This is a genomic window from Burkholderia sp. BCC1993, from assembly GCF_905339865.1.
In the GTDB taxonomy this organism is placed as follows: domain Bacteria; phylum Pseudomonadota; class Gammaproteobacteria; order Burkholderiales; family Burkholderiaceae; genus Burkholderia.
This window is the reverse complement of record NZ_CAJPGZ010000009.1, coordinates 171019-196003: the sequence shown is the minus strand read 5'-3', so window position 1 is coordinate 196003 and position 24985 is coordinate 171019. Positions and strand designations below refer to the sequence as shown.

The window sequence follows — 24985 nt, the reverse complement described above, 5'->3', positions numbered from 1 at the left end:
CGGAAAACCGGCACAGCCGTGCACGCTATCCCGAAAGTATAGGCTCAGGTGGTGACGGAACGACGTTCGGGCGCGGCCGCCGCGCCCGCGGATCGGACAGCGGCGGCGCCCGTCGGTTCATTTTCGGACGACGACGGGCGGCATCCACGAGCCGTCGCTCGCTTGCGGCTTCGGGGCGTACAGCCGCAGCGCGAGCGCGAAATCGGTGCGCGGCGCCGGCAGCCAGTTGGCCGCATGCGTGCCGCCCGGCGAAGCCGACACGACCACGTCGATCGAGCCGTCGTGGTTGCGGCGCAACCGGTCGCGGTCGCCGAGCGAGCGGCGCGCCGAGCCGACGTCGGGCAGCGCACCGTTCGTCGCGTACGGCGTGAGCGTCCAGAACCCGTGCACCGGCGGCAGCGCGCCCGGCGCGAAGTGCAGCACGTAGCGGTTCGCGCCGTTCAGCGCATGGCCGTCGCTGTCGATGCGCACGAACGCGAGCGTCTCGTCGTCGCGCGTCGCGGTGCCGAACTGCGTGTAGGCCGCGTACGCGCGCAGCGCGTAGTCCTGGCCGTACTTGCCGGCCGTGTCGCCGATCCAGCTCCAGCCGTTCGCGTTCAGCAGGTTCGACGGCGGCGTCGCGAGCCGCGCGCGCGCCTCGGCGACGCCGGCCGTCGCGGCGTTCAGGCGATCGCCCGTCCACAGCACCGGGTAGCCGGCCGTCACGCCGATGTCGTTCAGCTGTTCCTGCGCGTGCGCATCGTCGGCCGGTGCCGGGTTGTCCTGCAGCGCCTGCGCGAAGCGCGTGAAGAACGCCTTCGGGTCGAGCGCGGCCACCTGCTCGGCCGGCGTGCCGCCGCTCGCCGCTTCCGACGGCGCGCTGCCCGCATGGACCGCAACCGACGCGCCGCGCGCGCTGCCCGTATAGACGGACAGCGGCACCACGCGGATCGCCCGCTGCAGTTTCTTCACGTTCGTGAGGTCGCGCCCGCCGCTCGTCTGCAGCCGCACTTCGAGCCACGCGTTGGCCGACGGCACGTCGATCCGCAATGCGCCCTTCGGCAGCGTGCCCTGCCAGTCCTTCGCGGCGAAGGCAATCGTTTGCGATCGCACGGCGCCGCGAGCGCCACGCGCCGCCACGCTCGACGCCGACCACAGCACGTTCGTCCACATGTCGAGCGCGCGGGCATCCCAGTAACGGCCGCGGGCGTCCGGCAGCGTCACGATCACTGGCTCGGCGCCGACGTCGAGCCAGCCGGTCGAGTCGAGCGTGTCGACGCCCGGCAGCGGCGGGTTGAGCGCGCCGACGGGCGGCAGCGCCTGCGCGTGACGCAGCGTGTTGAGCGGCGCCTGGCCCGGCTGCGCGCCGTCGCCGCCCGTCGCGGCTTCCTTCGCGACGTCCATCAGCACGAGCGGATACGCGTATACATAAGAGTCGGCCACTTCGGCGCGCATCCAGCCGGTTTTCCGCTGGATCGCATCCGGTTGCGACGCGCATCCCGCCAGCAGCGCCGCCAGGGCCAGCGACGCGCCTGCCGCGCGCCGCAGAGAAATTGATTCTCGTAGGTTTTCAATCATTGAGTACTGGCCGAATATCGTTCTTGTCAGTCAACGCCTTGTTCGACTCACGATCGGCGAAGGCAAGGCACCCCAGCCTGCCCGGTCGCCGCTTCGCCAGGCGGACGCTGATGTCAGGCCGGTATCATAGCGCCTAAGGGCATCCCCCTATATGCCGAATAACGGGCGCAGCGGTAGTTGCGGCATCGACGGTCCCGGCCGCCGCCGGGATCGGCCGGAATCGACGCAGCATCGACGAGCCGGCCGGTCTCCATCACGCTTTCGTCCAGCTTGACTTATGGTGTCATTATTGACACCATTTCGTCATGGCAAACGAATGGAAGATCCTCGACCAAATGAGGTGTGAGCCGGCGAATGTGCGATTCAACGATCTGCGGAAGGTCTGCGAGGCACACTTCGGTCAGGCCCGCCAATCCGGTTCGAGCCATGCCATTTTCAAGACACCGTGGCAAGGCGATCCGCGGGTCAATATCCAGAACGATCGCGGGAAGGCAAAGGCCTATCAGGTCCGGCAGGTGCTCGATGCGATCGACCGACTGAAGGAACAGAAATCATGACCCAAGACCACTTTACGTATCGCGTAACGTGGTCCCCGGAGGACGGGGAGCACGTCGGCCTCTGTGCGGAATTCCCTTCCCTGTCGTGGCTCGACCAGACGCCGGAAGGCGCGCTGGCCGGCGTTCGCCGGCTGGTCGCCGACGTCGTGCGCGACATGACGGCGAATGGAGAAAAAGTCCCCGAACCGATCGCCGATCGGACCTACAGCGGCGAATTCAAGGTCCGCATCCCGCCGCAGGCGCACCGGGCACTGGTCATCCAGGCTGCGGAGCAGGGCGTCAGCCTGAACCGTCTTGCGAGTGCCAAGCTCTGCGCATGATCACGCGGTCGATGGCGCATGCGTGAATGGCGGGCATTCCGTCCGGACCCCGGGCATTGCTTTTTTCGCGCCCCGACACCTCATGACGTATCGGTAACACCGAGCCGCTTTTCACGTCCCTGCGCCGAATCGTCACCCCCCTTGACCTTCCCACCATGGGAATGTTGATACTGACATCATTCGCGGCTCGATCCGCGCTCTTGGGGAATCCGACATGACTGAACCACTCGCCTCCGCAGCCCTGCAAACGGTCGAACTGACCGTCGACGGCATGCATTGCGGCGGCTGCACCGGCCGTGTGCAACGTGCGCTGGCTGCGGTGCCGGGCGTCGTCGAGGCCGCGGTCGATCTGGACGCGCATGCGGCCACTGTCACCGCGCATGATGCGGTCGAGCCGGCGCAACTCGTCGATGCGGTCGGCGCCGCCGGCTATCGCGCTACCGTGCGCGAAGCGACGGGCGAAGCCGTGGCGGCCGCGCACGCGGGGCACGCGACGCGCGTCGAGGCGCCGCCGGTAACGGCAACGGCATCGCCCGCCACCGCAACCGCCGCCACGATCGAACTCGATATCGACGGCATGACCTGCGCGTCGTGCGTGTCGCGTGTGGAGAAAGCGCTCGCGAAAGTGCCGGGCGTCACGCGCGCAACGGTCAACCTCGCGACCGAACGCGCGACGGTCGACGCCGCAGCGGACGTTTCCGCGTCGCAACTGGCGGATGCCGTCAGGCAGGCCGGCTACGGTGCGACGCCGCTCGCACCGGATACCGCCGCCCTCCCTGCCCCGTCCGCGCCTGCGGCATCCGCCAGCCTCGAACTCGCCATCGACGGGATGACCTGCGCGTCGTGCGTGTCGCGCGTCGAAAAGGCGCTGGAGAAGGTGCCGGGCGTCACGCATGCGTCGGTCAATCTCGCGACCGAACGCGCATCGGTGCATGGCACCGGCGTGCTCGACGCCGCCACGCTGATCGCGGCGGTCACGACGGCCGGCTACCAGGCGTCGCTCGCCGCCGCGCCGGACGCGGGCGCTTCGACCGACGCCACCGCCCGCGACGGCACCGGCGCCGCCGCGCAAGCCCCCGACGCTCGCAAGCAACGCGAAGCGATCCGCGAGCGCAATCTCGTGATCGGCTCGGCCGTGCTGAGCGCGCCGCTCGTCGTGCCGATGCTCGTCGCGCCGTTCGGTTTCGACGCGATGCTGCCCGGCTGGCTGCAGCTCGTGCTCGCGTCGATCGTCCAGTTCGGCTTCGGCGCGCGCTTCTACCGCGCCGCCTGGCATGCGGTGAAGGCACGCACGGGCAACATGGACCTGCTCGTCGCACTCGGCACGTCGGCCGCGTTCGGCCTGAGCCTGTGGATGCTGCTGCGCGACCCCGCGCACCCCGGCCACCTGTATTTCGAGGCATCGGCCGTCATCGTCACGCTGGTGCGCTTCGGCAAATGGCTCGAAGCGCGCGCGAAACGCCAGACGACCGAGGCAATCCGCGCGCTGAACGCGCTGCGTCCGGACCGTGCGCGCGTCGTCGAGCACGGCGTCGAACGCGACGTGCCGCTGGCGCAGGTGCGCGTCGGCACGACCGTCAGCATCCGTCCCGGCGAGCGTGTGCCCGTCGACGGCCGGATCGTGTCGGGCCGCTCGCACGTCGACGAATCGCTGATCACCGGTGAAAGCCTGCCGGTGCCGAAGGACGACGGCGATCCGGTCACGGCTGGGTCGATCAACGGCGAAGGCGCGCTCGTCGTCGAAACCACCGCGATCGGCGCGGAAACGACGCTCGCGCGCATCATCCGCCTCGTCGAATCCGCCCAGGCGGAGAAAGCGCCGATCCAGCGGCTCGTCGATCGCGTCAGCGAAGTGTTCGTGCCGGCGATCCTCGGCATCGCCGTGCTGACGCTGATCGGCTGGCTGATCGCCGGCGCCGGCACCGAAACGGCGATCCTCAACGCGGTCGCGGTGCTCGTCATCGCGTGCCCGTGCGCGCTCGGCCTCGCGACGCCCGCGGCAATCATGGCCGGCACCGGCGTCGCGGCCCGCCACGGCGTGCTGATCAAGGACGCCCAGGCGCTCGAACTCGCGCAGCGCACCACCGTGATCGCGTTCGACAAGACCGGCACGCTGACCGAAGGCAAACCGTCCGTGACGGCGTTCGACGCTGTCGGCATCCCGCGTGAGCAGGCGCTCGCACTCGCGGCCGCGGTCCAGCGGCAAAGCGATCACCCGCTCGCGCGCGCGGTGGTCGCCGCACACGATGCGGACCGCATGGCCCGCGGCGGCGGCGCGGGGTCGGCCGCGGTCGTCGCGGCCGATGCGCGCGCGGTGGCCGGACGCGGCGTCGAAGCGCGCGTCGACGGGCAGCTTCTCGCGCTCGGCAGCACCCGCTGGCGCGATGAACTCGGCATCGTCGTGCCGCCCGAACTCGACGCGCGCGCCGCGGAACTCGAACGCGCGGGCAACACGATTTCGTGGCTGATGCGCGCCGATGCGCCGCGTGCGTTGCTCGCGCTGATCGCGTTCGGCGACACCGTGAAGCCCGGCGCGCGCGACGCGGTCGCGGCCCTGTCGGCACGGGGCGTCGCGAGCGTGCTCGTGACGGGCGACAACCGCGGCAGCGCGGCGGCCGTCGCGGCGTCGCTCGGGATCGGCGAAGTGCATGCGCAGGTGCTGCCCGACGACAAGGCACGCGTGGTGGCCGAACTGAAGCGTACGCACGGCGGAATCGTCGCGATGGTCGGCGACGGGATCAACGACGCGCCCGCGCTCGCCGCGGCCGATGTCGGCATCGCGATGGCCACCGGCACCGACGTCGCGATGCACACGGCCGGCATCACGCTGATGCGCGGCGACCCGGCGCTCGTCGCCGATGCGATCGACATCTCGAAGCGGACGTACCGGAAGATCCAGCAGAACCTGTTCTGGGCGTTCGTCTACAACCTGATCGGCGTGCCGCTCGCGGCGCTCGGCTGGTTGAATCCGGTGATCGCGGGGGCGGCGATGGCGTTTTCCAGCGTCAGCGTCGTGACGAACGCGTTGCTGCTGAGGAGATGGAAAGGGCGGGCGCGATGAGGCGGCGCGGCGCGAAAACGGGCGGGACCGCAACCCGCACGCTTGCCGCCGCACGCAGGATTCAACGGCTTCGACGAATCCAGAAACAATACGCGCCGATCGCGACCAACATTGCGCCATCGACAATACCCAGCAACGGAAGCGGATTCGTCCACTTGTCCATATTGGTCGTCCGCGCGTAGTAGGGTGGTCCGTCGCCGTACGCCTCATTGAGATTGATCGCGTTGAACGCAAAGACGAGCAGGATCGAAATCAGCAGCGTCACACCAATCAAGATATGCAATGGGCGTTTTCGCATGTCAGTATTGAATCGTCAGTGGGACGTAGCACTCGGGCGCGTCCTTCGTCGCCGCCTCGATGTCTCGAACGAAATTTTCCATTCCGGAATGAAGATTGATGCATCCGGCGGATCCCGCGTTCGTGCCACCATGGATGAAGAATCCACCGCGACCGAACGCTCGGGTTCCGGGCATGACATGAATGGTCAGTCGGTGATCGCCCCATGCTGCGCGTGAAGCAAGGTTGTACCAGCGATTCGTCCACATCTGGGAAGGCTGAATCCAGTATCGGCCGGATGGTATTGGCCCGACATTTTCGATCTGCTGGCGAGCGCTCGAATAATCGAAATTGCCGCGATTATCCGGACGGCCGGAAACCGCAGGATATATCCCCGTTGCACTCCCCGTCATGACCAAAAAACGGCCATCGAATCGGAGTGAAATCGAAGCGCGGGCGCACGCGGGTATGGTCGGAATACCATGTTCGGCAGCGTACCTGTTCTCCATCGCGTGTGATCCTCGTTTGTTCACGATATGAGTACGCCAAATTGTTGGCCCGCTCATCATAGGATCCACACTGGATTTCGGTTGCCATGCCGGTTGGAGCGCCCCGCGTTCAAAAGGCCAAATCGGACTCGCGGGCCCATCCAGAGCGCGCCACGGCCCACGCGTGCGCTTACGTGAAATCGTGTCGAAACGCAAACGTTGCGCCTGCAGTGTCGAATCTTCGTCGTTAGCCCGAGACGACCGGCTTGATCAGCGTCGTCGTGATCGGCGCGAAGCCGCACGCCCGATACAGCGCACGGGCAGCCGTGTTGTGATTGAACACCGACAGCCCGATCTCGGTGACGCCATGGCGGCGCGCCTCGGCCTCCAGCGCATCGAGCGCGCGTGTGGCCCAGCCCTGGCGGCGCCGGGACGGGACGATGTCGAGGTCGTAGATGAACAGCGTGCGGTTCGGCCCTTCGGGCACGATCGCGTACCAGAGATCGCCGACCGTCTCGCCGCTGGTGGCGTCGATCAGCTGGACGAGTGTCTGGCCGGAAGTGAGCAGGCCGTCAGACAGCAGCGTATCGAAACAGGCGCGGGCGCGGCTCGCCGCGTCGTCGGCCGCATTCTGCCCGGATGACACGAGATCGCGCGCGTAGCCGTCGATGGCGCGCGTGCGGTATGCGTGGAATTCACCGGCCGTCATCGGCCGCATCTGCAGCATGGCCCGGGTGTCGCGAGGGAAGTCGGACTTCCAGTGTAGCGGGACGGTCACACCGGCGCGCGATGCGACGGCGGAAAGCGGGCAGGCAGTTGCGGCCAGCGCCGCGCCGAATCAGCGAATCAGCGAATCAGCGAATCAGCGAATCAGCGAATCAGCGAATCAGCGAATCAGCGAATCAGCGACGGTACAGGACGATCGGCACGAGGTTCGCACGACGCACGCGCTCGGCTTCGGCGCGACGCGCAGCGTACGAATATTCCGCGTCGAGCGGCAGGTGCGGGGAGACGAGCAGGTCGTCGATCTTTTGCAGCAGGGCAAGAATGAAGCTCACGTGAGACTCCTGACAGATGACTCTAGGGTTTTCCCTTAGATGGACTCCATTCTAAGGGTTTTCCCTGAACTCTGCCAGCGCACCGCATCAGTTTGCCGCACCCGTGCCACCGTCGACGGACGGTCTCCCGCGACGCGCCTTGCCAGGCCGGGGTTTGCAGGTAGGGTCGGACGATTTAGTGCGTTCGACGCGCGCGCTTCGCGGCCGCCGCCTCATGGTTCGCATTGCGCTGCAGCCGGTCGACCTGTGACAGCATCGCTTCGTGGTGTTCCGCGAGGGTCATCAGCGTTGCCTGCTGCGTCGACAGATCGGCAGCCAGCCGATCGATCCGCTGTTGCCGGGCGTCCAGTTCCTGCTTCAGGTGCGCAATCTGCCGTGTTTGCAGCGCCAGTGCGGTGAGCCCCGCGAACACGACGATCGCCAGCGCCAGCAGCAGCCGGTTGACGCGACGCATCTCGCGATCGGCCGCCTGCTTCATGCTGGCCGTCTCGGCCTGCAGGATGGCGAGCCGATCCGACAGCGGGCGCAGATGCGTGTCGGGATCGAAGGCTGGCCCGCTCGACGCGGCCGGTTGCGCGCGATCCGCCGACGGCTTCGTCACGAACGACGCCGCGGACGCTACCGGCTGCACGACCGGCGCGGCCGGCGCTGCGGCTGCTCGCGCAGCATCACGGGCGCTCGCGGCAATTGCAGCAGCGACGGGTTCGGCCGGTTCGGCGGTCGCTTGCGGTTCGGCGGGCGCCTGGGGTTCTGCGGTCGCCTGCGGTTCTGCGGTCGCCTGGGGTTCTGCGGCCGGCGCAGTGTGCTGCACCTCCGCCCCGGCGCCGACAGCCGCTGCTCCCGGCGCACTACGCACCGCTGGCGCTGCCGCTTCGCGCGTGCCGGCAGTCGCACGTCGCTTGCCGCCGGAGGATCCACGACGCCCCTTCGTGGTCTCGCCGGGCGCCCGCGCCGCGTCATCGTGTGTGACCGACACGGCGGCACCTTCGGCCTCGCCGCCTGCTGTCACGAGACGATCGGCGATGACCGTATCGACCGCACCACCCACCGCGTCGGCATTCGCGGTCGAACGATCGGCCTTCGTCCCGGCCGCGCCGCCGGCTTCCGACACGCTGCCGGCCTTCACCTGGCCGCCGTCGGTTGCCGGCTCACCGGCTGCGCGCGCGGCGCCACCATCGGACAGCCGCGCCCCGCCGGGCTTCGTCGTGTCGGCATCGGGCACAGGCACGACATCGGCATCGACCGCGTCGCCGTTTCCACGCGTCGAAGCAGACTCCGTCGCCGTCGCGACGTCGGAAGCCGGCTCGACCGCACCGGCAGCGGCGCCCGCCGTGGCGAATCCGTCCAGCGTCGCCTGCCGAGCGGCGTCCGCGCCGTCCGCAACGTCGGCCACCGTCTCGGCGTCCGCCATCGCGTCATCACGCGAGATGGCCGGCGCACGCGCAGCCGGCTCGCGCACCGGATCGCCGAACAGGTCGAGTGTGTGTTCGTCCCGCGGCGCATCGCCGCCCGCGTTGCCGGACCGCGCAGTTGCCTTGGCGGCGGTGTCTGCCGCGGCCGCGACGGAACGCGGGCGCGAACGGGCCGATGAACGGTCGGAGCGGGAACGGGAGCGAGGCACGGAAACGGATTCGGTCATGGAGTCGGATTGCAGGCCCGCGAGCGCGGAACCGAAGGTCGAACGGAATCAGTGACCGGCCATTGTCGCATGACCGATCGCCGATCCGGCTGATCGGATGCCGTCTATTCGTCGCCCGGCAACCCGCCGCCTTGCTCGAATCGCGTCACGCACGACAGCCCGCGCAGCTTGGCGCAGATCGCGCGGTATTCGAGATCCGACACGCGCCCGAGCGCGATGCGCACCTCGTCGTGCTCGCCCGTGTCGTCGGCGCGCTGCACGATGAATTGCTTCACGCGCGCGCTGTCGGGGCCGAGCGCCGCGTGCAGCGAATCGAACGTCAGCGCGCCGCTCACCACCGTCAGCGCGAGCTGGCGCCGCTGCCGCACCGTGAAGTAGCGCCGCTCGAGCGGCTTGATGCCGGCCAGGATGATCAGGATGATGATCGTCGCGGCAATCGCCGCGACGTACAGGCCGCCGCCCACCGCGAGGCCGATCGCGGCGACCGACCACAGGCTCGCGGCCGTCGTCAGCCCGCGCACGATCTCGCCGCGCAGCAGGATCGAGCCCGCGCCGAGGAAACCGATCCCCGATACCACCTGCGCGGCGATCCGCGACGGATCGAGCACGACGTGGTCGCTGCTGCCCAGCACATCGGCGAAACCGAATGCCGACACGATCATGATGAGCGTCGAGCCGACACAGACCAGCATGTGCGTGCGCAGGCCGGCCGCCCAGGAAAGGCGCTCGCGCTCGATGCCGATGACGCTGCCGAGCGCAGCCGCGAGAACCAGCCGCATCACGAGTTCCAGGTTGCCGAGCATCCGATTTCTCTCCTTTTTTGGCGTCGGCCGCGCGGAATGTTTTATCCTTGGCCCCGGCCGCGCCGATCCTCCGGGCCGCGCCGACACGTTTCGATCCAAGCGCATAACCCCGTCATGTCCGTTTCCGACTCCGCTTCCGCCCAGGCCGCCCAGTTGCGCCGTCATTTCGCGCACGTCGTCTTGCCGATCTGGCAGGGTTCAGGGTTCGACCACACGCTGCGGCTACCGTTCGAGGCCGTCGATCCGGCCACCCATGCACCGCTGCCCGTCACCCGTTATCGCGCCATGGCCTGCGCGCGGCAGCTGTTCGTGTTCGCGCAGGCCGGCAACATCGCGCACGCGACCACGCTGTTCGACTCGCTATGTAGCCGCTTCCGCGACCCGCGCCACGGCGGCTGGTTCTACAGCGTCGATGCGCAAGGCGCGCCGCTCGACACGACCAAGGACCTCTATACGCATGCGTTCGTCGTGTTCGCGTGTGCCGCATGGCATGCGGCGTCGGGCGACGCCGCGGCGCGCACGGCCGCCGAGGACACCGCCGCGCTGATCCAGGACCGCTTCGCGCCGCAGCCGGGCGATGCGCTGCTCGACGCCGCGCGTCACGCCGATTTCTCGTCGTCGGGCAGCGGCGCGCTGCAGAACCCGCTGATGCACCTGACCGAAGCGTGGCTCGCGGCCGCCGATGCGTTCGGCGACGCGGCGTTCGACGATGCGCTCGCGCGCACCGCGCAGGCCGTCGAACGCACGTTCGTCGATACCGCGACCGGCTGCGTCGCCGAGCTGCCGCTCGGGGCGGCCGACAACCGCTTCGAGCCCGGTCATCAGTTCGAGTGGTTTTATCTGGTCGACGCGGCCGGCGCGCGTCTCGCGCAAACCGGGCTGCCCGACGCACTCGCGCGCGCGTTCGCGTTCGCCGAGCAGCACGGTGTCGATCCGCAGACGGGCGCCGTGTGCGCGGCGCTCGACGCACGAGGCGCATGCCTCGACGGCACGCAGCGGATCTGGGCGCAGACCGAATACCTGCGCGCGCTCGCGACGCACGGCGGCACGCCGGCGTCCGCGCCGCTCGCGCAGCAGATCGAGCGCTTCGCCGCGCGCTTCCTGCATCCGCGCGGCTGGTTCGAGTGCAAGACGGCCGACGGGCAGGTGTCGCGCGCCGACATGCCGTCGACGACGCCCTACCACCTCGCGACCGCTTACGCGGCGCTGCCCGCCGCTTCGTAACCGGCGTCGGCAGGCGACGGCGACCTGCGCTCGTCGCGAACCCCGCGAGCCGCGCGCGCGTCGCCCAGTTCGAACACCGACACCGCCTGCATCAGGTGCGCGGTCTGGTCGTTCAGCGACGCGGCCGCCGCCGCGACTTCCTCCACCAGTGCCGCGTTCTGCTGCGTCAGCTGGTCCATCTGCGTGACGGCCTGGTTGACCTGCTCGATACCGACGCTCTGCTCGACCGACGCGGCCGTGATCTCCGACATCGTCTGCACGACCCGCGTGATCGACGCCGAGACCGTCCGCATCGCGTCGCCGGCCCGCTCGACGAGTTCCGAGCCGCCGTCGATCTGCGCGACCGACTCCTCGATCAGCGCCTTGATCTCCTTCGCCGATTGCGCGCTGCGCTGCGCGAGCGAGCGCACTTCGCCCGCGACCACCGCGAAGCCGCGGCCCTGCTCGCCGGCCCGCGCGGCTTCGACCGCCGCGTTCAGCGCGAGGATGTTGGTCTGGAAGGCGATGCCGTCGATCACCGAAATGATCTCCGCGATCCGCCCGGAGCTCTGCGCGATGCCGCGCATCCGGTCGATCACGCTGTCGACCACGCCGCCGCCGTGGCGCGTCGCGTCGAGCGCCGCGTCGGCCAGCGCGCTGGCCGCACGTGCGCTGTCGGTGTTCTGGCGCACGGTCGCGGTCAGTTCCTCCATGCTCGCGGCGGTTTCCTCGAGCGACGCGGCCTGCGTGCCCGTGCGCGCGGACAGGTCCGCGTTGCCGCCGGCGATCTCGCCCGCGCCGAGGTGGATCGCGTCGGACGCGTGACGCACGGTGCGCACGGTGTCCGCGATGCTCGCCTGCATCGCGGCGAGGCCGCGCAGCATCCGGTCGATCTCGAACACGCCGCCCGCCCGCACGGCCTCGTCGAGCCGGCCCTGCGCGATCCGCTCGAAATGGCGGCCGGCTTCGTCCAGCGGCGCGACGACCGCGCGCCGCGCGGCCGCGTAGATGGCCGCGCTTGCCGCGAACATCGCCACCAGCAGCACGATGCCGACCCACTTGAACCACTGCATCCCGCTGTCGATCGTGGCGAGCGCGTCGCGGCTCGACGCGCCGCCGTAGTCGGCGAAGCGGTGCAGTTCGGCGAGGTACGCGTCCTGGAAGCCTTGGGTCGGCTGGTCGAGGAACGCCTGGATGTTGTCGGCGTCGAGGAACTGCACGAGTTCGCCCAGCGCGCCGCGCAGCGCGCGATAGCGCTCGGCGAGCGCCGCAACGCGTGCGCGGTTCGTTGCGTCGACGGCCGGTGCGGCCGTCAGCGCGGCGAACGCCTTGTCCGCTTCGCCGAGCGAAGCGCTGGCATGGCGGATGATCTCGTCGGGCTTCGGGCCGCCGCGGACCATCCGCGTGCCGGCGCGCGACAGGTTCACGCGGGCGTCGAGCAGGCGCTCGGTCGCCTGGCTGGCCGCGTCGACCTGCGCGATCGCGACGTTCGACAGATCGTCGACGCCGCTGCGCGTCGACGCGAGCGCCCAGAAGCCGAGCGCCTCGATCGCGAACAGAAAGAGGCAAAACACGGTCAACACGCCGAGCAGACCCGACGCGAGCTTGATTTTTCCGAACATGGGGGAGATTCCTGGAGAGCCGACGATGGAGCAATGCCCCGGCATTAGCGGCATTTCTTCGCCGGACTTTAGGAACATGCGGCGAGCGGCGCCCGGCCGGTCACCGCCATTCCCGTCGAATCGCCGGCAAACGAGGACAACGCGCGCGTTCGACGCAATCATCACGTCGCATCGCGCCGGCATCTGCGCGAAATGCGGACGAATTTCCTTGCTTATCCGCGGCCCCCTTCCTAGAGTTCAGCGCAAGCGGACACGCATTGGGGAAGTCGATGACGGACATCACGGACCACGCGCGCGGCGCATTGCGCGCGCAACCGTTCAGCATGCTGCTGGGCACGGAGCTGATGCATATCGGCGACAACGAAGTGTCGCTGTGCCTGCCCGTGCGGGAAGAACTGCGGCAGCAGCACGGCTTCGTGCACGGCGGCGTGATCGGCTATCTCGCCGACAACGCGCTGACGTTCGCCGGCGCGCTGGTGCTCGGCCCGCGCGTCATCACCGCCGAATACAAGATCAACTACCTGCGGCCGGCCGTGAACGGCACGCTCGTTGCGCGGGCGAAGGTCGTCTACGCGGGCCGGCACCAGGCGACCTGCCAGTGTCATGTGTTCGTCATCGACGGCGATCACGAACGGCTCGTCGCGATCGCGCAAGGCACGATCAACCGCGTCGGCGACGGCAAGATGCCGGATGCGCCGGAGGAAACGGCGTAAGCGGCGCCGCCGACCGGCTCGATGAGATAAGCCGCGAAACGCCGAAACCGCAGCGCGTGTCGCGCTAGCGTTTCATCGCAGCAAGATAGACGGCATCGCGCTCGCGACGCCCCACAGCGACCACCAGCACCACGACCTCCGCCTCGCGCACTTCGTACACGAGGCGATAGCCGACACTGCGCAGCTTGATCTTGTAGCGGTCCGGATGACCGTGCGGTTTCGCCGAAGGAATCCGAGGATTTTCGAGCCGTTCGGCAATTCTCGCCTTGAACTGATCGCGAACGGTGCGATCGAGCTTCTTCCACTCCTTCAATGCAGGTTCGAGAAAGGCGAGTTCAAAGGTCATTCAGGTTGACCTTGACGACTTTCCCCTTGGCGCGTGAATCGGCGAGCGCGTTGTCTTCAATATCTTCGAGACGTTCGACCATCGCCTCCCATGTCTTCGCCGGGATGCAGTAGAACGCGGGTTCGTTGTGATTCAGGATCGCGACCGGGAAGCCCTCGCCCGCCGCCACGGTTCCCATCGGGTTCCGCTTCAGCTCCGAAACGCTCGCCGTCACGCTGGCCAGAATGGTGTGGGGCATGCTCGCTCCTGGTTTGACTGAATTTTTACTGTACCTTATTTAGCACCAAATTTAGCTCTATCCTGAATGCCCTACTGACCACACCAGATTTGCTCCCGAACCGTCAGGTTCGACGCGCTACTCGGCCCCGTCGCCCGCCAGCGGCAAAAAACGCGGCGCCACGCGCGCCCGCACGTTCCCGTTCTCGTCAGTTCGATAGATCCCGCGCGCCGCATTGTGCGGATGCACCGCCGCTTCGGCCACGCTCAGCACCGGCGCGAAGCACGCGTCCGTCCCTTCGAGCAGCGCGCGCCAGTGCGCGGACGGCTGTTGCGCGAACACCTCGGCAAAGCGCGCCTTCAGCGCCGGCCAGCGCGCGCGATCGTACTGCGACGCCGGATCGACGTCGGTGAGCCCGAGCCGCTCGACCAGCAACGCATAGAACGGCGGCTCGAGCGCGCCGATCGTCACGCATTCGCCGTCCGCGCAGCGATACACGTCGTAGAAAGGCGCATCGTGGAAGAGGCTCGGCTGCGCGCCGTCGAGCTGCCCGTTCGCGCGTGCCCACAACGCGAGCGAGCCGAGCATCGACACGATGTCGACGATCGCGCCGTCGACCACGCGCCCCGGGCCACCGCCGCGCACGTCGAACATCGCGCAGACGATCCCGAACGCGAGCCCGAGCGCGCCGCCCGCATCGCCGACGACGGTCGGCGGCACACCGGGCCGGCCGTCGCGCGGCGCGGACAGCGACAGCAGCCCCGTCAGCGCGACGTAGTTCAGGTCGTGCCCGGCGGCCGTCGCGAGCGGTCCGTCCTGGCCCCAGCCGGTCATCCGTCCATACACGAGCTTCGGGTTGTGGCGCGCGCAATCGTCGGGCCCGAGGCCGAGGCGTTCCATCACGCCGGGACGCAGGCCCTCGATCAGTGCGTCGGCCTGCGCGATCAGCGCGAGCGCCACGTCGCGACCGGCCGGGTTCTTCAGATCGAGTTCGACGATCGTCTTGCCTTCGCGCAGCAGGTCGCCGTCGCGGCCCTGCAGCGCGTCCGGTGCGCTGGTGCGGCCCGCCGGACGCGCGATCAGCGTGATGCGCGCCCCCATCCCGGCGAGCATCCAGCCCGCGAGCGGGCCGGGGCCGAGGCCTTCGAATTCGACGATATGGACGCCGGAAAGCGGCGCGTTCAATGACATGGCGACCTCGCGGGAATGCAACCGGACAGGGGCGAAACGAAACGACGCTCCGATTCTATGCGAACGTGCGCGCCGCTCGCGGCGCCGACGGCAAGACGGCCGATACGCGAGGTTCGCGTCGACACCGGATGACCACCCGCCGCCGCACGCCCGATGCCGGCGGAGGCCGCCGCATGCGGACGCATCGCCACACGAGCAGCCGCACGACTAGCCGACCGCTTCGTCCATGCGCTCGGCCAGCGCGTCGCGCATCGCGAGCACGATCGCGTCGCGATGTTCTTCGATCCGCTCGACCGGCCCGGCGACGCCGATCGCGAGCGGCATGCCGTTCCAGCCGTCGGCGATCACCATCGAGATCATCGCCGCGCCTTGCGTCACCGTATGCGCCGAATACGAATAGCCGAGCCGGCGCGTCTCTTCGACCTTGTCCAGCACGACGTCCTCGTCGATCGTCCTGCCCGACCTTCCGATGCGCCGGATGCTGCGCGCCACGAGCCGGCGAATCGTGCTGTCCGGCTGCAGGCTCAGCAGCGCCCAGCCGAGCCCCGACATGCAGATCTCGCGACGCGTGCCGATCGGCGCATAGAACTGGACCGGAATCCGGTGCGCGCCCGCGACGGCGTCGATGTACTGCACGTACAGGTCGCTCTGCACCGCGATCACGACGGCCTCCCGCGTGCCGGCCGCCAGCCGTTTCGCCACGGCGTGCCAGTACCGGCGGCTGCCCGCCGCCGAATCGACGAGCGCTTCGCCGAGATTGACGAGCCGCGCCGTCGGCGCATACGCGTGCGTCCGTTCGTCATACGACAGGTAGCCGAGCACCTTCATGCTGGTCAGCAACGCCGCCGCGCTCGACCCGGGATAGCGGCAGCGCGTGGCGATCTCGCGCACGCTCAGCGGCCGCTGCAGTTCGCTGAACAACTCCAGTACCTCGAACACGCGCGCCGCGCTCTTGACCACGTTTCCGCTCATCCCGCCCCTCCGCGCCCGTCACGGCGGCCCCTTCCACATATGTGGAACGGAATTTCCCGCCGCCAACCGTCGTGACGATACTAGGCTTCGGCCCGCGGCGTGAAGCCCCGCGGTACAGAACATACGGAGACACCATGTCAGCCTTTCTGATCCGTGAACGGCAGGGACCGATCCTGACCGTCACGATGAACCGTCCCGAAACGCGCAACGCCATTTCGGACACCGATGCGATCGATGCACTGGTCGCGTGCTGCGACGATGCGAACCGCGACGAGTCGATTCGCGTGCTGGTCCTGACCGGCGCCGGCGCCGTGTTTTCGTCGGGCGGCAACGTGAAGGCGATGCGTGCGCTCGCCGAGTCGGACCTGCATGACCTCGCGGCGATCCGCACCGGCTATCGCCGCGGCATCCAGCGCCTCGCGCACGCGTTCCAGCAACTCGAAGTGCCGGCCATCGCGGCGATCAACGGCCCGGCCATCGGCGCCGGTACCGACCTTGCTTGCATGTGCGACATCCGCATCGCCGCCGACAGCGCGCGCTTCGCGGAAAGCTTCATCGCGCTCGGCCTCGTGCCGGGCGACGGCGGCGCGTGGTTCCTGCCGCAGATCGTCGGCGCGGCCGTCGCCGCCGAGATGTCGTTCACGGGCGACGCGGTGGACGCGCAAACGGCGCTGCGCCACGGGCTGGTGTCGCGCGTCGTCTCCGACGGCGAACTGCTGGCCCACGCGCACGCGCTCGCCGCGCGCATCGCGCGCCATCCGGGCACCGCACTGCGCCTGACCAAGCGGCTGCTGCGCGAAGGCCGGCACGCGAGCCTCGACACGCTGCTCGACCTGTCCGCGTCGTACCAGGCATTCGCCCATGCAACGCCCGAACACCGCGCGGCCGTCGAAGCGCTGTTCGCCGCGCGCGACTGAACCCGCGGCGCTTCGCCCGGCACGCAGCCGGCGAACGCCAGCATCGCCGACCATCGAAGGAAACATCGTCATGATCATCAGCAACGAAGGCGCGCTCGCGGGCGTGCGCGTGGTGGACCTGAGCCGCGTCTATGCGGGTCCGTTCTGCACGCAAACGCTCGCCGACCACGGCGCGGACGTCATCAAGATCGAACCGCCGCAAGGCGACGAAACCCGCGACTGGGGGCCCGCGATGCCGAGCGGCCTCTCCAGCTACTACTGGGGGCTCAACCGCAACAAGCGCAACCTCGCGCTCGACCTGTCGCATCCCGACGGCCGCGATGTGCTGTTCCGCCTGCTCGAGACGGCCGACGTGCTGGTCGACAACTTCAAGCAGGGCACGCTCGAACGCTGGGGCATCGGTTACGACGATTGCCTGCGCGAACGCTTTCCGCGCCTCGTCCATTGCTCGATCTCCGGCTACGGAACCGACGGCCCGCTCGCGCGGTTTCCGGGCTACGACGCCGTCGCGCAAGGGCTCGCCGGCTTCATGTCGATCAACGGCGAGCCGGGCGGCTTGCCGCTGAAGGTGCCGTTTCCGGTCGTCGACTACGCGGCCGGGCTGAGCGCCGTGTCGAGCATCCTGCTCGCGCTGGTGGAACGCACGCGCTCCGGGCTCGGGCAGCACGTCGACATCGACCTGTTCAGCACCGCGCTGTCGATGCTGCATCCGCTCAGCACGACCTGGATGGCGACCGGCGACGTGCCCGTCGCGACGGGGAACGTCTACGCCGCGATCGCGCCGTACGGCGTCTATCCGTGCAAGGACAAGCCGGTGGCGACGGGCGCGGGCAACAACCGCACGTTCGCGAAGCTGGTCGAAGCGCTCGGCGTGCCCGAGCTCGCGCGCGATCCGCGCTTCGCAACCAACGCGCAGCGCGTCGCGCATCGCGACGCGCTCGACGCGCTGATCGGACAGCTGACCGCCGAGCTGCCCGCCGACGAGGTCGTCGACCGGCTGATGCGCGCGGGCGTCGCGACGGGGCCGGTCAACACCATCGCCGACGGGTTCGGCCATCCGCAGGCGGCCCGCAACGCGATGTTCGTCAAGAACGACACCTACACCGGCGCGGGCATCCCGGCCAGGCTGTCGCGCACGCCCGGCTCGATCCGCCGGCCGCCGCGGCCGTTCGCGGCCGACACCGACGCGGTGCTCGACGCGCTCGGCATCGACGCGGGCCGCCGCGACGCGCTGCGCAAGGCCGGCGTCGTTCACGACGAGCGCGCCGCCACCACAGGGAGCGCGTCATGACCACGCCGCGCACGTTCTCCTCCCTGACCGGCGACGACGCCCCGTCGATCCTGCGCAGCGACGACGACGGCATCGCGTGGCTGACGATTCATCGCCCGCATGTCGCCAATGCGCTGTCCGCCGACGCGATCCGGCGCCTGTGCGACGAACTCGTCACGCTCGACGACAACCCCGCGGTGCGCGCGATCGTGATCCGCGGCGCGGGCGAGCGGGCCTTCAGCGCGGGCATCGATCTCGGCGATCCCGAGATGCGCGGCATGCGGCCGATGCGCGGGCTTGCACGCAACGTGCACGAACTGATCCTCGAACTGCGCAAGCCGACCATCGCGGCCATCAACGGCTACGCGGTCGGCGGCGGCTTCGAAATCGCGCTCGCGTGCGACCTGCGGATCGCCGCCGATCACGCGTATTTCGCGCTGCCCGAAGCACGAGTCGGCATGGGCGCGAACTTCGCGAGCGTGCTGTTGCCGCGCATCCTGCCGCGCGCGGTCGCGATGGAGCTGCTGTTCACGGGCCGCCGCTTCGACGCCGACGAAGCGCTGCGCGTCGGGTTGCTGAGCCGCGTCGTCCCCGGCGCCGCGCTCGACGACACCGTGCGCGAACTGGCGCAGGCGATCGCCGCGAACGCGCCGCTCACGATCCGGCGCATCAAGGAAACGGCGACGCGCAGCTGGGGCCTGCCGGTTGCCGCGGCGCTGCGGCTCGACGTCGGCCCCGACGTCTACGCGAGCGAGGACCGGGTCGAAGGCGCCCGCGCGTTTCTCGAGAAGCGCAAGCCGGTGTTCAAGGGACGCTGAGCCCGGCGGCGCGCGGCCCCGTCCGCCGCGCGCCGTTGATCGCCGCCCCGCACGCGGGCGCGGCGCATAACAAACATGGAACGGAGACACATTCATGCAACGGAAAGCACTCCTGATCGGCGCCTGCGTGCTGTGCACGCCGCATGCGCACGCGTCGTCGGTGACGCTGTACGGAATCGTCGACAGCTACGTCGAATTCGATCGCATCGGCAGCCTGTCGAGCTTCCGGCAGAGCGGCGGCGGCGGGTCGACGAGCCGCGTCGGGCTGACGGGCGTCGAGGATCTCGGCGGCGGCACCTCGACGAAATTCGTGCTGGAAAGCGGCTTCTCGCCGGCCGACGGTTCGCTCCAGGGCGGCACGCTGTTCTACCGGCAGGCGTACGTGGCGCTTCAGGACACGCGCTACGGCGACCTGCGGCTCGGCCGGCAATACACGCCGTCGTTCTACATCGTGTACGAGGGCGACCCGTTCGGCCTGAACGAACGCATGTCGCCGCTCGCGCTGCTCGCGACGTCGACGGACTCGATCACGACCGCCACGACGCCGCCGATTCCGCGCTTCAACCAGGCGGCGTCGTATCTCGGCCCGGACTGGAACGGCCTGCGCGTGATGGCCACCTACGGCTTTCCGACGCCGAACGCGCTGTCCACGCAGGCCGGCCGCAACTACGGCGCGGGGCTCCAGTACCGGATCGGCGGCCTCTACGTCGGCGCGGGCTTCCAGGACGACGTGTCGGCCGGCAACCTCGCGCCCGTCGTGCAGCCGACGACCACCCGCCACTACGTATTCGCCGCCCACTACGCGTTCGCGCGGGTCAAGCTGTACGGCGCGTTCCTCCACGGCGCCAGCACGGTGCCCGGCTCGCCCGCATTCTCGACGGCGAGCGTCGGCGCGACGGTCGACGTCGGCGCGCTCGACCGCGTGCTGGTGTCGGCCGTGCGCCGCGACGTGAAGGGCTCGGCGAACGACGCGACCGCGTTCGGCCTCGGCTACGACCATCCGCTGTCGAAGCGGACCTCGCTCTATGCCCGCTACCTGTACATGAAGAACGGCGGCCGCGCGCGCAATACCGTCGTCGCCGGCATGCAACCGCAACCGGGCGGCACCGAGCAGGTGCTCGCGCTCGGCATCACTCACCGCTTCTGACGGAGTGCCCATGACCCCGACCCTGTCCACCCCGGCCGGCGTGCGCGACGACGCGATGCCGGCGCTCTACCGCCGGATCTCGCGGCGCCTGCTGCCGTTCCTGATCCTCTGCTACACGCTGTCGTTCATCGACCGCATCAACATCGGTTTCGCGCACGCGCAGATGGCCGCCGAGCTGCGCTTCTCCGACGCCGTCTACGGGCTCGGCGCGGGCATCTTCTTCATCGGCTACATGGCGTTCGAGATTCCGAGCAACGCGCTGCTCGCGCGGATCGGCGCGCGCCGGACCATCGCGCGGATCATGGTGCTGTGGGGGCTCGGCTCGGCCGCGACGATGTTCGTCGCGACGCCCGCGCAGTTCTACGTGTGCCGGTTCCTGCTCGGCGTGTTCGAGGCCGGCTTCTTCCCCGGCATCCTGTTCCATCTCGGCGCGTGGTATCCGCCGAAGCAGCGCGCGAAGGCGTTCGCGCTCTTCATGAGCGCGCTGTATCTGGCGGGGCTGATCGCCGGCCCCGTGTCGGGCGTGATTCTCACGGTCTTCGACGGCGTCGCCGGCCTGAGCGGCTGGCAATGGCTGTTCGTCGTCGAAGGGCTGCCGAGCAGCGCGCTCGGCTTCGTCGCGCTGCGCTTCCTCGACGACCGGCCGGACGACGCGCGCTGGCTGTCGGACGCCGACAAGGCCGCGCTGCGCGATGCGCACGCGCAGGCCGATGCCGACGTCGGCAACGGCGTGGCGCCGACACGGCCGTTGCTCGCGCATCGCGACTTCTGGCTGCTGTGCGCGGCCAATTTCTCGATCGCGGCGGCCGGCTACGCGCTCGTGTTCTGGATGCCCGTGATCCTGCGCCGCGGCGGCCTGCACGGCGCGATGCAGATCGGCGTGCTGTCCGCGCTGCCCTATCTGTGCGGCGTCATCGGCTTGCTCGGCATGGGCTGGCACACCGAACGCCGGCAGGCGTGGCGCGAACACGGCGCGGCCGCGATGCTCGCGTGCGCGGCGGCGCTCGTCGTGCTGGCGCGCGTCGACGGCACCGCGAACCTGACGATCGCGCTCTGCGTCGCGGTCGCCGCGCATGCCGCGGCGCTGCCCGCGTTCTGGGTGCTGCCCGGGCTCGCGCTGCCGAAGCGCTCGATGGCCATCGCGATCGCGGCGATCACGATGTCCGGCGCGATCGGCGGATTCGCGAGCCCGTTCCTGATGGGCGTGCTGAACACCGCCACCGGCTCGATGCGCGGCGGCCTCTATTTCAACGCCGCGTTGCTCGCGGCCGGCTGCGTGGCGCTCTTCGGCACGCTGCGCGCCCGGGCGGCGTCCCCTGCGCGCGCGATCTGAGCGCGCACCCTTCCCTTCACTCCTTCATCGACACACCCATGAATTTCGAACTCGATCTCGACCACCGGATGATCAAGGATCTCGTCACACGCTTCGTGAAAGACGAGCTGATGCCGCTCGAAGCGGCCGTGATGGCGCGCGAGGCCGACGGCCAGCGCTTCGCGCTGCTCGCCGACGAACGCGCGCGGCTCGACGAGCGCTCGCGGCAACTCGGTCTGTGGGGCCTCGACGCGCCCGCCGATGCCGGCGGCTCGGACCTGCCGGCCGTCGCGATGGTCGGCGTGAACGAAGCGATCGGCACGACCGTGACGCCATACATCCTGCCGCCCGACTCACCGAACCTGCGGATGCTGTGCGACGCGGCCGACGACACGCAGCGCGCGCGCTACCTGGAACCGTACGCGCGCGGCATCACGCGTTCCGCGATGGCGATTTCCGAGCCGGGCGCCGGCTCGGACCCGGGCGCGCTGTCGACGACGGCGGAGCGCGACGGCGACACGTGGGTGCTGAACGGCCGGAAGATCTGGATCAGCCACGCGCGCGAAGCCGACTGGACGATCGTGATGGCGCTGACCGACCGAAGCAAGGGCAAGCGCGGCGGCATGTCGGCATTCATCGTCGAGCGCGACACGCCGGGCTTCGTCATCGAACGCCGCATTCCGATGATCGGCGGGCTGTCGACCTATGAAATCGTGCTGGAGGATTGCCGCATTCCCGCCACGCAGCTGCTGGGCCGCGAAGGCGCCGGTTTCGCGCCGATGCAGGCGCGCCTGTCGAACCGTCGGCTGGAGATGGCCGCATGGTGCATCGGCCGCGCCGAGCGCGCGGTCGCGTTGCTGTGCGACCATGCGAAACAGCGCAAGACCTTCGGCGTGCCGCTGGCCGAGCGCCAGGCGGTCCAGTGGTGGGTCGCCGACGCGCTGACGCAGATCCACGCGTGCCGCCTGATGACCTATGAAGCGGCCGCGCGGGTGGATGCCGGACAGGATGCGCGCACGCAGATCTCGATGGTCAAGGTGTTCGCGACGGAGATGGCGTCGGGCGTCATCGATCATGCGATGCAGACGCTCGGCGCGATGGGCATGACGAAGGAGCTGCCGCTGCATCAGATGGCGAACGAAGCGCGGCTGATGCGCATCTTCGAAGGCCCGACCGAAGTGCATCGCTGGGTCGTCGCACGCAGCGTGCTGTAACACCGTCGCCACCAGTTCCCCGGTCGTGCGCGCGTTGCGCCGTTTTCCTCACGGAGTCGCACCTTGAACACACGCCATCTCGTCGATCCCGACATCCGCCCCTGGCTGGACGTCTGGCCGACCGTCACGCTCACCGCCGACAACCTCGCCCGGCATCGCGACCGCGTCCTGCCGCTGCCGCCGCTCGACACGGTCGGCAACACGCTCCAGCATCGGCGCGTGCCGGGCCCCGGCGGCGCGCCGGACGTGCCGGTGCGCGTGTACCTGCCCGACGACGCGACGCGCCCGCTGCCGGCGATCGTGCACATGCACGGCGGCGGCTACGTGCGCGGGGCCGCGAAGGATCTCGAAGCCGTGCATCGCCCGCTGGTGAAGACGCTGGGGTGCGCGCTGGTGTCGCTCGACTACCGCCTCGCGCCCGAGACGCCGTTTCCCGGCGCGATCGACGACTGCTACGCGGCACTCGCCTGGACCTTCCGCCACGCGGACGCGCTCGGCATCGATCCGGCGCGCATCGGCGTGATGGGCGAAAGCGCGGGCGGCGGGCTCGCGGCCGCGCTGGCGCTGCTGGCGCGCGATCGCGGCGAATACCCGCTGGCGTTCCAGCACCTGATGTATCCGATGCTCGACGACCGCACCTGCGTGCGCGCACCGCATCCGCATGCCGGCGAATTCGTCTGGCACGCGGCCAACAACCGGTTCGCGTGGACGTCACTGCTCGGCCACGCGCCGGGCCTCGACGGCGTGTCGCCGTACGCGGCGGCGGCCCGCGCGGAACGGCTCGACGGGCTGCCGCCGGCGTTCATCGCCGTCGGCACGGTCGACCTGTTCGTCGACGAGAACATCGGCTACGCGCAGCGGCTCATTCGCGCCGGCGTGCCCACCGAGCTGCACGTCTTCCCGGGCGGCGTGCACGGCTTCGACATCGTGCCCGACGCGCGCGTATCGACGGCCGCGCGGCGCATCAGCCACGACGCACTGCGCCGCTTCCTGCACGGCTGACCGCCATCGAAGCAGAGACGAAAAAGGGCGGCCGAAGCCGCCCTTGCCGGTCGTCGATACGACGCCCGGAACGATCAGAACGCATCCCCCGGCACCCGCACCCAGCCTTCCATCAGCACGCGCGCGCTGCGGCTCATGATCGCCTTCGTGACGGTCCATTCGCCGTTCTCGAGCTGCGCTTCCGCGCCGACACGCAGCGTGCCCGACGGATGGCCGAAGCGCACCGCGTTGCGTTCGCCGCCGCCCGCCGCAAGGTTGACGAGCGTGCCGGGGATCGCCGCGGCCGTGCCGATCGCGACCGCCGCCGTGCCCATCATCGCGTGGTGCAGCTTGCCCATCGACATCGCCCGCACCAGCAGGTCGACGTCGCCCGCGTTCACGCGCTTGCCGCTCGACGCGACATAGTCGGCCGGCTTCGCGACGAAAGCGACCTTCGGCGTGTGCTGCCGCGTCGCGATTTCATCGAGCGTATCGATCAGCCCCATGCGCAGCGCACCGTGCGCGCGGATCGTCTCGAACTTCTCGAGCGCCTTCGGGTCGCCGTTGATCGCGTCCTGCAGCTCCGTGCCCGTATAGCCGATCGCTTCCGCCTCGACGAAGATGGTCGGAATCCCCGCGTTGATCATCGTCGCCTTCAGCGTGCCGATGTCCGGCACGGCCAGATCGTCGACCAGGTTGCCGGTCGGGAACATCGAGCCGCCCGCGCCCTCTTCATCGGCGGCCGGGTCCATGAACTCGAGCTGCACTTCGGCGGCCGGGAACGTGACGCCGTCCAGTTCGAAATCGCCCGTCTCCTGCACCGCGCCATTCGTGATCGGCACATGCGCGACGATCGTCTTGCCGATGTTCGCCTGCCAGATCCGCACGGTCGCGACGCCGTCGCGCGGCACGCGCGACGCATCGACGAGGCCGCCGCTGATCGCGAACGGGCCGACCGCTGCCGACAGGTTGCCGCAGTTGCCGGTCCAGTCGACGAACGCGCGGTCGATCGCGACCTGCCCGAAAAGGTAGTCGACGTCGTGACCGGGCCGCGCGCTCTTCGACACGATCACCGTCTTGCTGGTGGACGACGTCGCGCCGCCCATCCCGTCGATCTGCTTGCCGTACGGATCGGGGCTGCCGATCACGCGCAAGAGCAGCGCGTCGCGCGCGGCACCCGGCGCCTGCGCGGCGTCCGGCAGGTCCTGCAGCCGGAAGAACACGCCCTTGCTGGTGCCGCCGCGCATGTAGGTCGCCGGAATCCTGATTTGAGGAATGTGAGCCATGTTTGCGTTGTCCCTGT

Annotated in this window: 25 protein-coding genes; 12 read left to right on the top strand and 13 right to left on the bottom strand. The window is 69.4% G+C overall.

Features of this window, described 5'->3' with window-relative positions; genetic code table 11:
• Positions 1 to 117 precede the first annotated feature (117 nt).
• On the bottom strand, positions 118 to 1557 hold the full coding sequence (locus U4Y91_RS17020; RefSeq protein WP_321806008.1) for a DUF1254 domain-containing protein: 1440 nt from the start codon (positions 1555 to 1557) through the stop codon (positions 118 to 120).
• A gap of 305 nt (positions 1558 to 1862) precedes the next feature.
• Between U4Y91_RS17020 and U4Y91_RS17015 the strand changes: the two genes are divergently transcribed.
• The 3 genes from U4Y91_RS17015 (at position 1863) to U4Y91_RS17005 (ending at position 5495) form a co-directional block, all read left to right on the top strand.
• Positions 1863 to 2114 (top strand): toxin HicA, encoded by a 252-nt coding sequence (locus tag U4Y91_RS17015; protein ID WP_321806007.1) that lies wholly within the window; start codon positions 1863 to 1865, stop codon positions 2112 to 2114.
• The gene (locus U4Y91_RS17010; protein WP_321806006.1) at positions 2111 to 2434 is read left to right on the top strand and encodes a type II toxin-antitoxin system HicB family antitoxin; all 324 of its coding nucleotides are present in this window, start codon (positions 2111 to 2113) and stop codon (positions 2432 to 2434) included. Before U4Y91_RS17015 ends, U4Y91_RS17010 begins: the two co-directional genes overlap by 4 nt.
• Positions 2435 to 2648: 214 nt before the next feature.
• Positions 2649 to 5495: a heavy metal translocating P-type ATPase gene (locus U4Y91_RS17005; protein WP_321806005.1), complete on the top strand. Its 2847-nt coding sequence runs from the start codon at positions 2649 to 2651 to the stop codon at positions 5493 to 5495.
• Between the two features lie 61 nt (positions 5496 to 5556).
• Here U4Y91_RS17005 and U4Y91_RS17000 read toward each other — a convergent pair whose 3' ends face one another.
• The 6 genes from U4Y91_RS17000 to U4Y91_RS16975 form a co-directional block, all read right to left on the bottom strand.
• A complete protein-coding gene (locus U4Y91_RS17000; protein ID WP_321806004.1) occupies positions 5557 to 5793 on the bottom strand; it encodes a hypothetical protein in 237 nt (78 codons plus the stop codon).
• Position 5794: 1 nt separating this feature from the next.
• Positions 5795 to 6280, bottom strand: a complete 486-nt coding sequence (locus tag U4Y91_RS16995; RefSeq protein ID WP_321806003.1) for a tlde1 domain-containing protein — start codon at positions 6278 to 6280, stop codon at positions 5795 to 5797.
• Between the two features lie 226 nt (positions 6281 to 6506).
• Positions 6507 to 6986 carry a GNAT family N-acetyltransferase gene (locus U4Y91_RS16990; protein ID WP_321806136.1) on the bottom strand — a complete coding sequence of 160 codons (480 nt, stop codon included), beginning with the start codon at positions 6984 to 6986 and terminating at the stop codon, positions 6507 to 6509.
• A 175-nt stretch (positions 6987 to 7161) separates the two neighbouring features.
• Positions 7162 to 7317: a hypothetical protein gene (locus tag U4Y91_RS16985; protein WP_321806002.1), complete on the bottom strand. Its 156-nt coding sequence runs from the start codon at positions 7315 to 7317 to the stop codon at positions 7162 to 7164.
• Positions 7318 to 7492: 175 nt separating this feature from the next.
• Entirely contained in the window at positions 7493 to 8956 is a 1464-nt protein-coding gene (locus U4Y91_RS16980; RefSeq protein ID WP_321806001.1) for a flagellar hook-length control protein FliK, read from the bottom strand.
• Positions 8957 to 9060: 104 nt separating this feature from the next.
• Complete coding sequence (locus U4Y91_RS16975) at positions 9061 to 9759, bottom strand: MgtC/SapB family protein (protein ID WP_321806000.1); 699 nt, start codon at positions 9757 to 9759, stop codon at positions 9061 to 9063.
• A gap of 114 nt (positions 9760 to 9873) precedes the next feature.
• Between U4Y91_RS16975 and U4Y91_RS16970 the strand changes: the two genes are divergently transcribed.
• Positions 9874 to 10983, top strand: coding sequence for an AGE family epimerase/isomerase (locus tag U4Y91_RS16970; RefSeq protein WP_321805999.1), 1110 nt, complete (start codon positions 9874 to 9876; stop codon positions 10981 to 10983).
• Here the strand turns inward: U4Y91_RS16970 and U4Y91_RS16965 are convergent.
• Entirely contained in the window at positions 10956 to 12584 is a 1629-nt protein-coding gene (locus tag U4Y91_RS16965) for a methyl-accepting chemotaxis protein (RefSeq protein ID WP_321805998.1), read from the bottom strand. The two genes, U4Y91_RS16970 and U4Y91_RS16965, sit on opposite strands and share 28 nt — an antisense overlap.
• Before the next feature lie 269 nt (positions 12585 to 12853).
• Between U4Y91_RS16965 and U4Y91_RS16960 the strand changes: the two genes are divergently transcribed.
• Positions 12854 to 13297 carry a PaaI family thioesterase gene (locus U4Y91_RS16960; RefSeq protein ID WP_059467287.1) on the top strand — a complete coding sequence of 148 codons (444 nt, stop codon included), beginning with the start codon at positions 12854 to 12856 and terminating at the stop codon, positions 13295 to 13297.
• Positions 13298 to 13361: 64 nt separating this feature from the next.
• On the opposite strand, the gene U4Y91_RS16955 is transcribed toward U4Y91_RS16960, so the two are convergent.
• The 4 genes from U4Y91_RS16955 to U4Y91_RS16940 all read right to left on the bottom strand — a co-directional run bounded on the left by U4Y91_RS16955 (position 13362) and on the right by U4Y91_RS16940 (position 16023).
• Positions 13362 to 13643 (bottom strand): type II toxin-antitoxin system RelE/ParE family toxin, encoded by a 282-nt coding sequence (locus U4Y91_RS16955; RefSeq protein WP_321805997.1) that lies wholly within the window; start codon positions 13641 to 13643, stop codon positions 13362 to 13364.
• Positions 13633 to 13881: a type II toxin-antitoxin system Phd/YefM family antitoxin gene (locus U4Y91_RS16950; protein ID WP_124529169.1), complete on the bottom strand. Its 249-nt coding sequence runs from the start codon at positions 13879 to 13881 to the stop codon at positions 13633 to 13635. The genes U4Y91_RS16955 and U4Y91_RS16950 overlap by 11 nt, the downstream gene beginning before the upstream one ends.
• Before the next feature lie 117 nt (positions 13882 to 13998).
• Positions 13999 to 15051 (bottom strand): CaiB/BaiF CoA-transferase family protein, encoded by a 1053-nt coding sequence (locus U4Y91_RS16945; protein WP_321805996.1) that lies wholly within the window; start codon positions 15049 to 15051, stop codon positions 13999 to 14001.
• 207 nt (positions 15052 to 15258) lie between these two features.
• Positions 15259 to 16023 (bottom strand): IclR family transcriptional regulator, encoded by a 765-nt coding sequence (locus U4Y91_RS16940; protein ID WP_321805995.1) that lies wholly within the window; start codon positions 16021 to 16023, stop codon positions 15259 to 15261.
• A gap of 134 nt (positions 16024 to 16157) precedes the next feature.
• Between U4Y91_RS16940 and U4Y91_RS16935 the strand changes: the two genes are divergently transcribed.
• From U4Y91_RS16935 to U4Y91_RS16905, 7 genes are all read left to right on the top strand, one after another.
• Positions 16158 to 16940, top strand: a complete 783-nt coding sequence (locus U4Y91_RS16935; protein WP_321805994.1) for a crotonase/enoyl-CoA hydratase family protein — start codon at positions 16158 to 16160, stop codon at positions 16938 to 16940.
• A gap of 70 nt (positions 16941 to 17010) precedes the next feature.
• Entirely contained in the window at positions 17011 to 18231 is a 1221-nt protein-coding gene (locus tag U4Y91_RS16930; protein ID WP_321805993.1) for a CoA transferase, read from the top strand.
• Positions 18228 to 19028, top strand: a complete 801-nt coding sequence (locus U4Y91_RS16925; protein WP_321805992.1) for an enoyl-CoA hydratase/isomerase family protein — start codon at positions 18228 to 18230, stop codon at positions 19026 to 19028. Before U4Y91_RS16930 ends, U4Y91_RS16925 begins: the two co-directional genes overlap by 4 nt.
• Positions 19029 to 19122: 94 nt before the next feature.
• Positions 19123 to 20175: a porin gene (locus tag U4Y91_RS16920; RefSeq protein WP_321805991.1), complete on the top strand. Its 1053-nt coding sequence runs from the start codon at positions 19123 to 19125 to the stop codon at positions 20173 to 20175.
• A gap of 10 nt (positions 20176 to 20185) precedes the next feature.
• Complete coding sequence (locus U4Y91_RS16915; protein ID WP_321805990.1) at positions 20186 to 21508, top strand: MFS transporter; 1323 nt, start codon at positions 20186 to 20188, stop codon at positions 21506 to 21508.
• 38 nt (positions 21509 to 21546) lie between these two features.
• Positions 21547 to 22701, top strand: a complete 1155-nt coding sequence (locus tag U4Y91_RS16910; RefSeq protein ID WP_321805989.1) for an acyl-CoA dehydrogenase — start codon at positions 21547 to 21549, stop codon at positions 22699 to 22701.
• Positions 22702 to 22764: 63 nt separating this feature from the next.
• Positions 22765 to 23703 (top strand): alpha/beta hydrolase, encoded by a 939-nt coding sequence (locus U4Y91_RS16905; protein ID WP_321805988.1) that lies wholly within the window; start codon positions 22765 to 22767, stop codon positions 23701 to 23703.
• A gap of 74 nt (positions 23704 to 23777) precedes the next feature.
• Here U4Y91_RS16905 and prpF read toward each other — a convergent pair whose 3' ends face one another.
• A complete protein-coding gene (gene prpF, locus U4Y91_RS16900) occupies positions 23778 to 24968 on the bottom strand; it encodes a 2-methylaconitate cis-trans isomerase PrpF (RefSeq protein ID WP_321805987.1) in 1191 nt (396 codons plus the stop codon).
• Between the last annotated feature and the right edge of the window lie 17 nt (positions 24969 to 24985).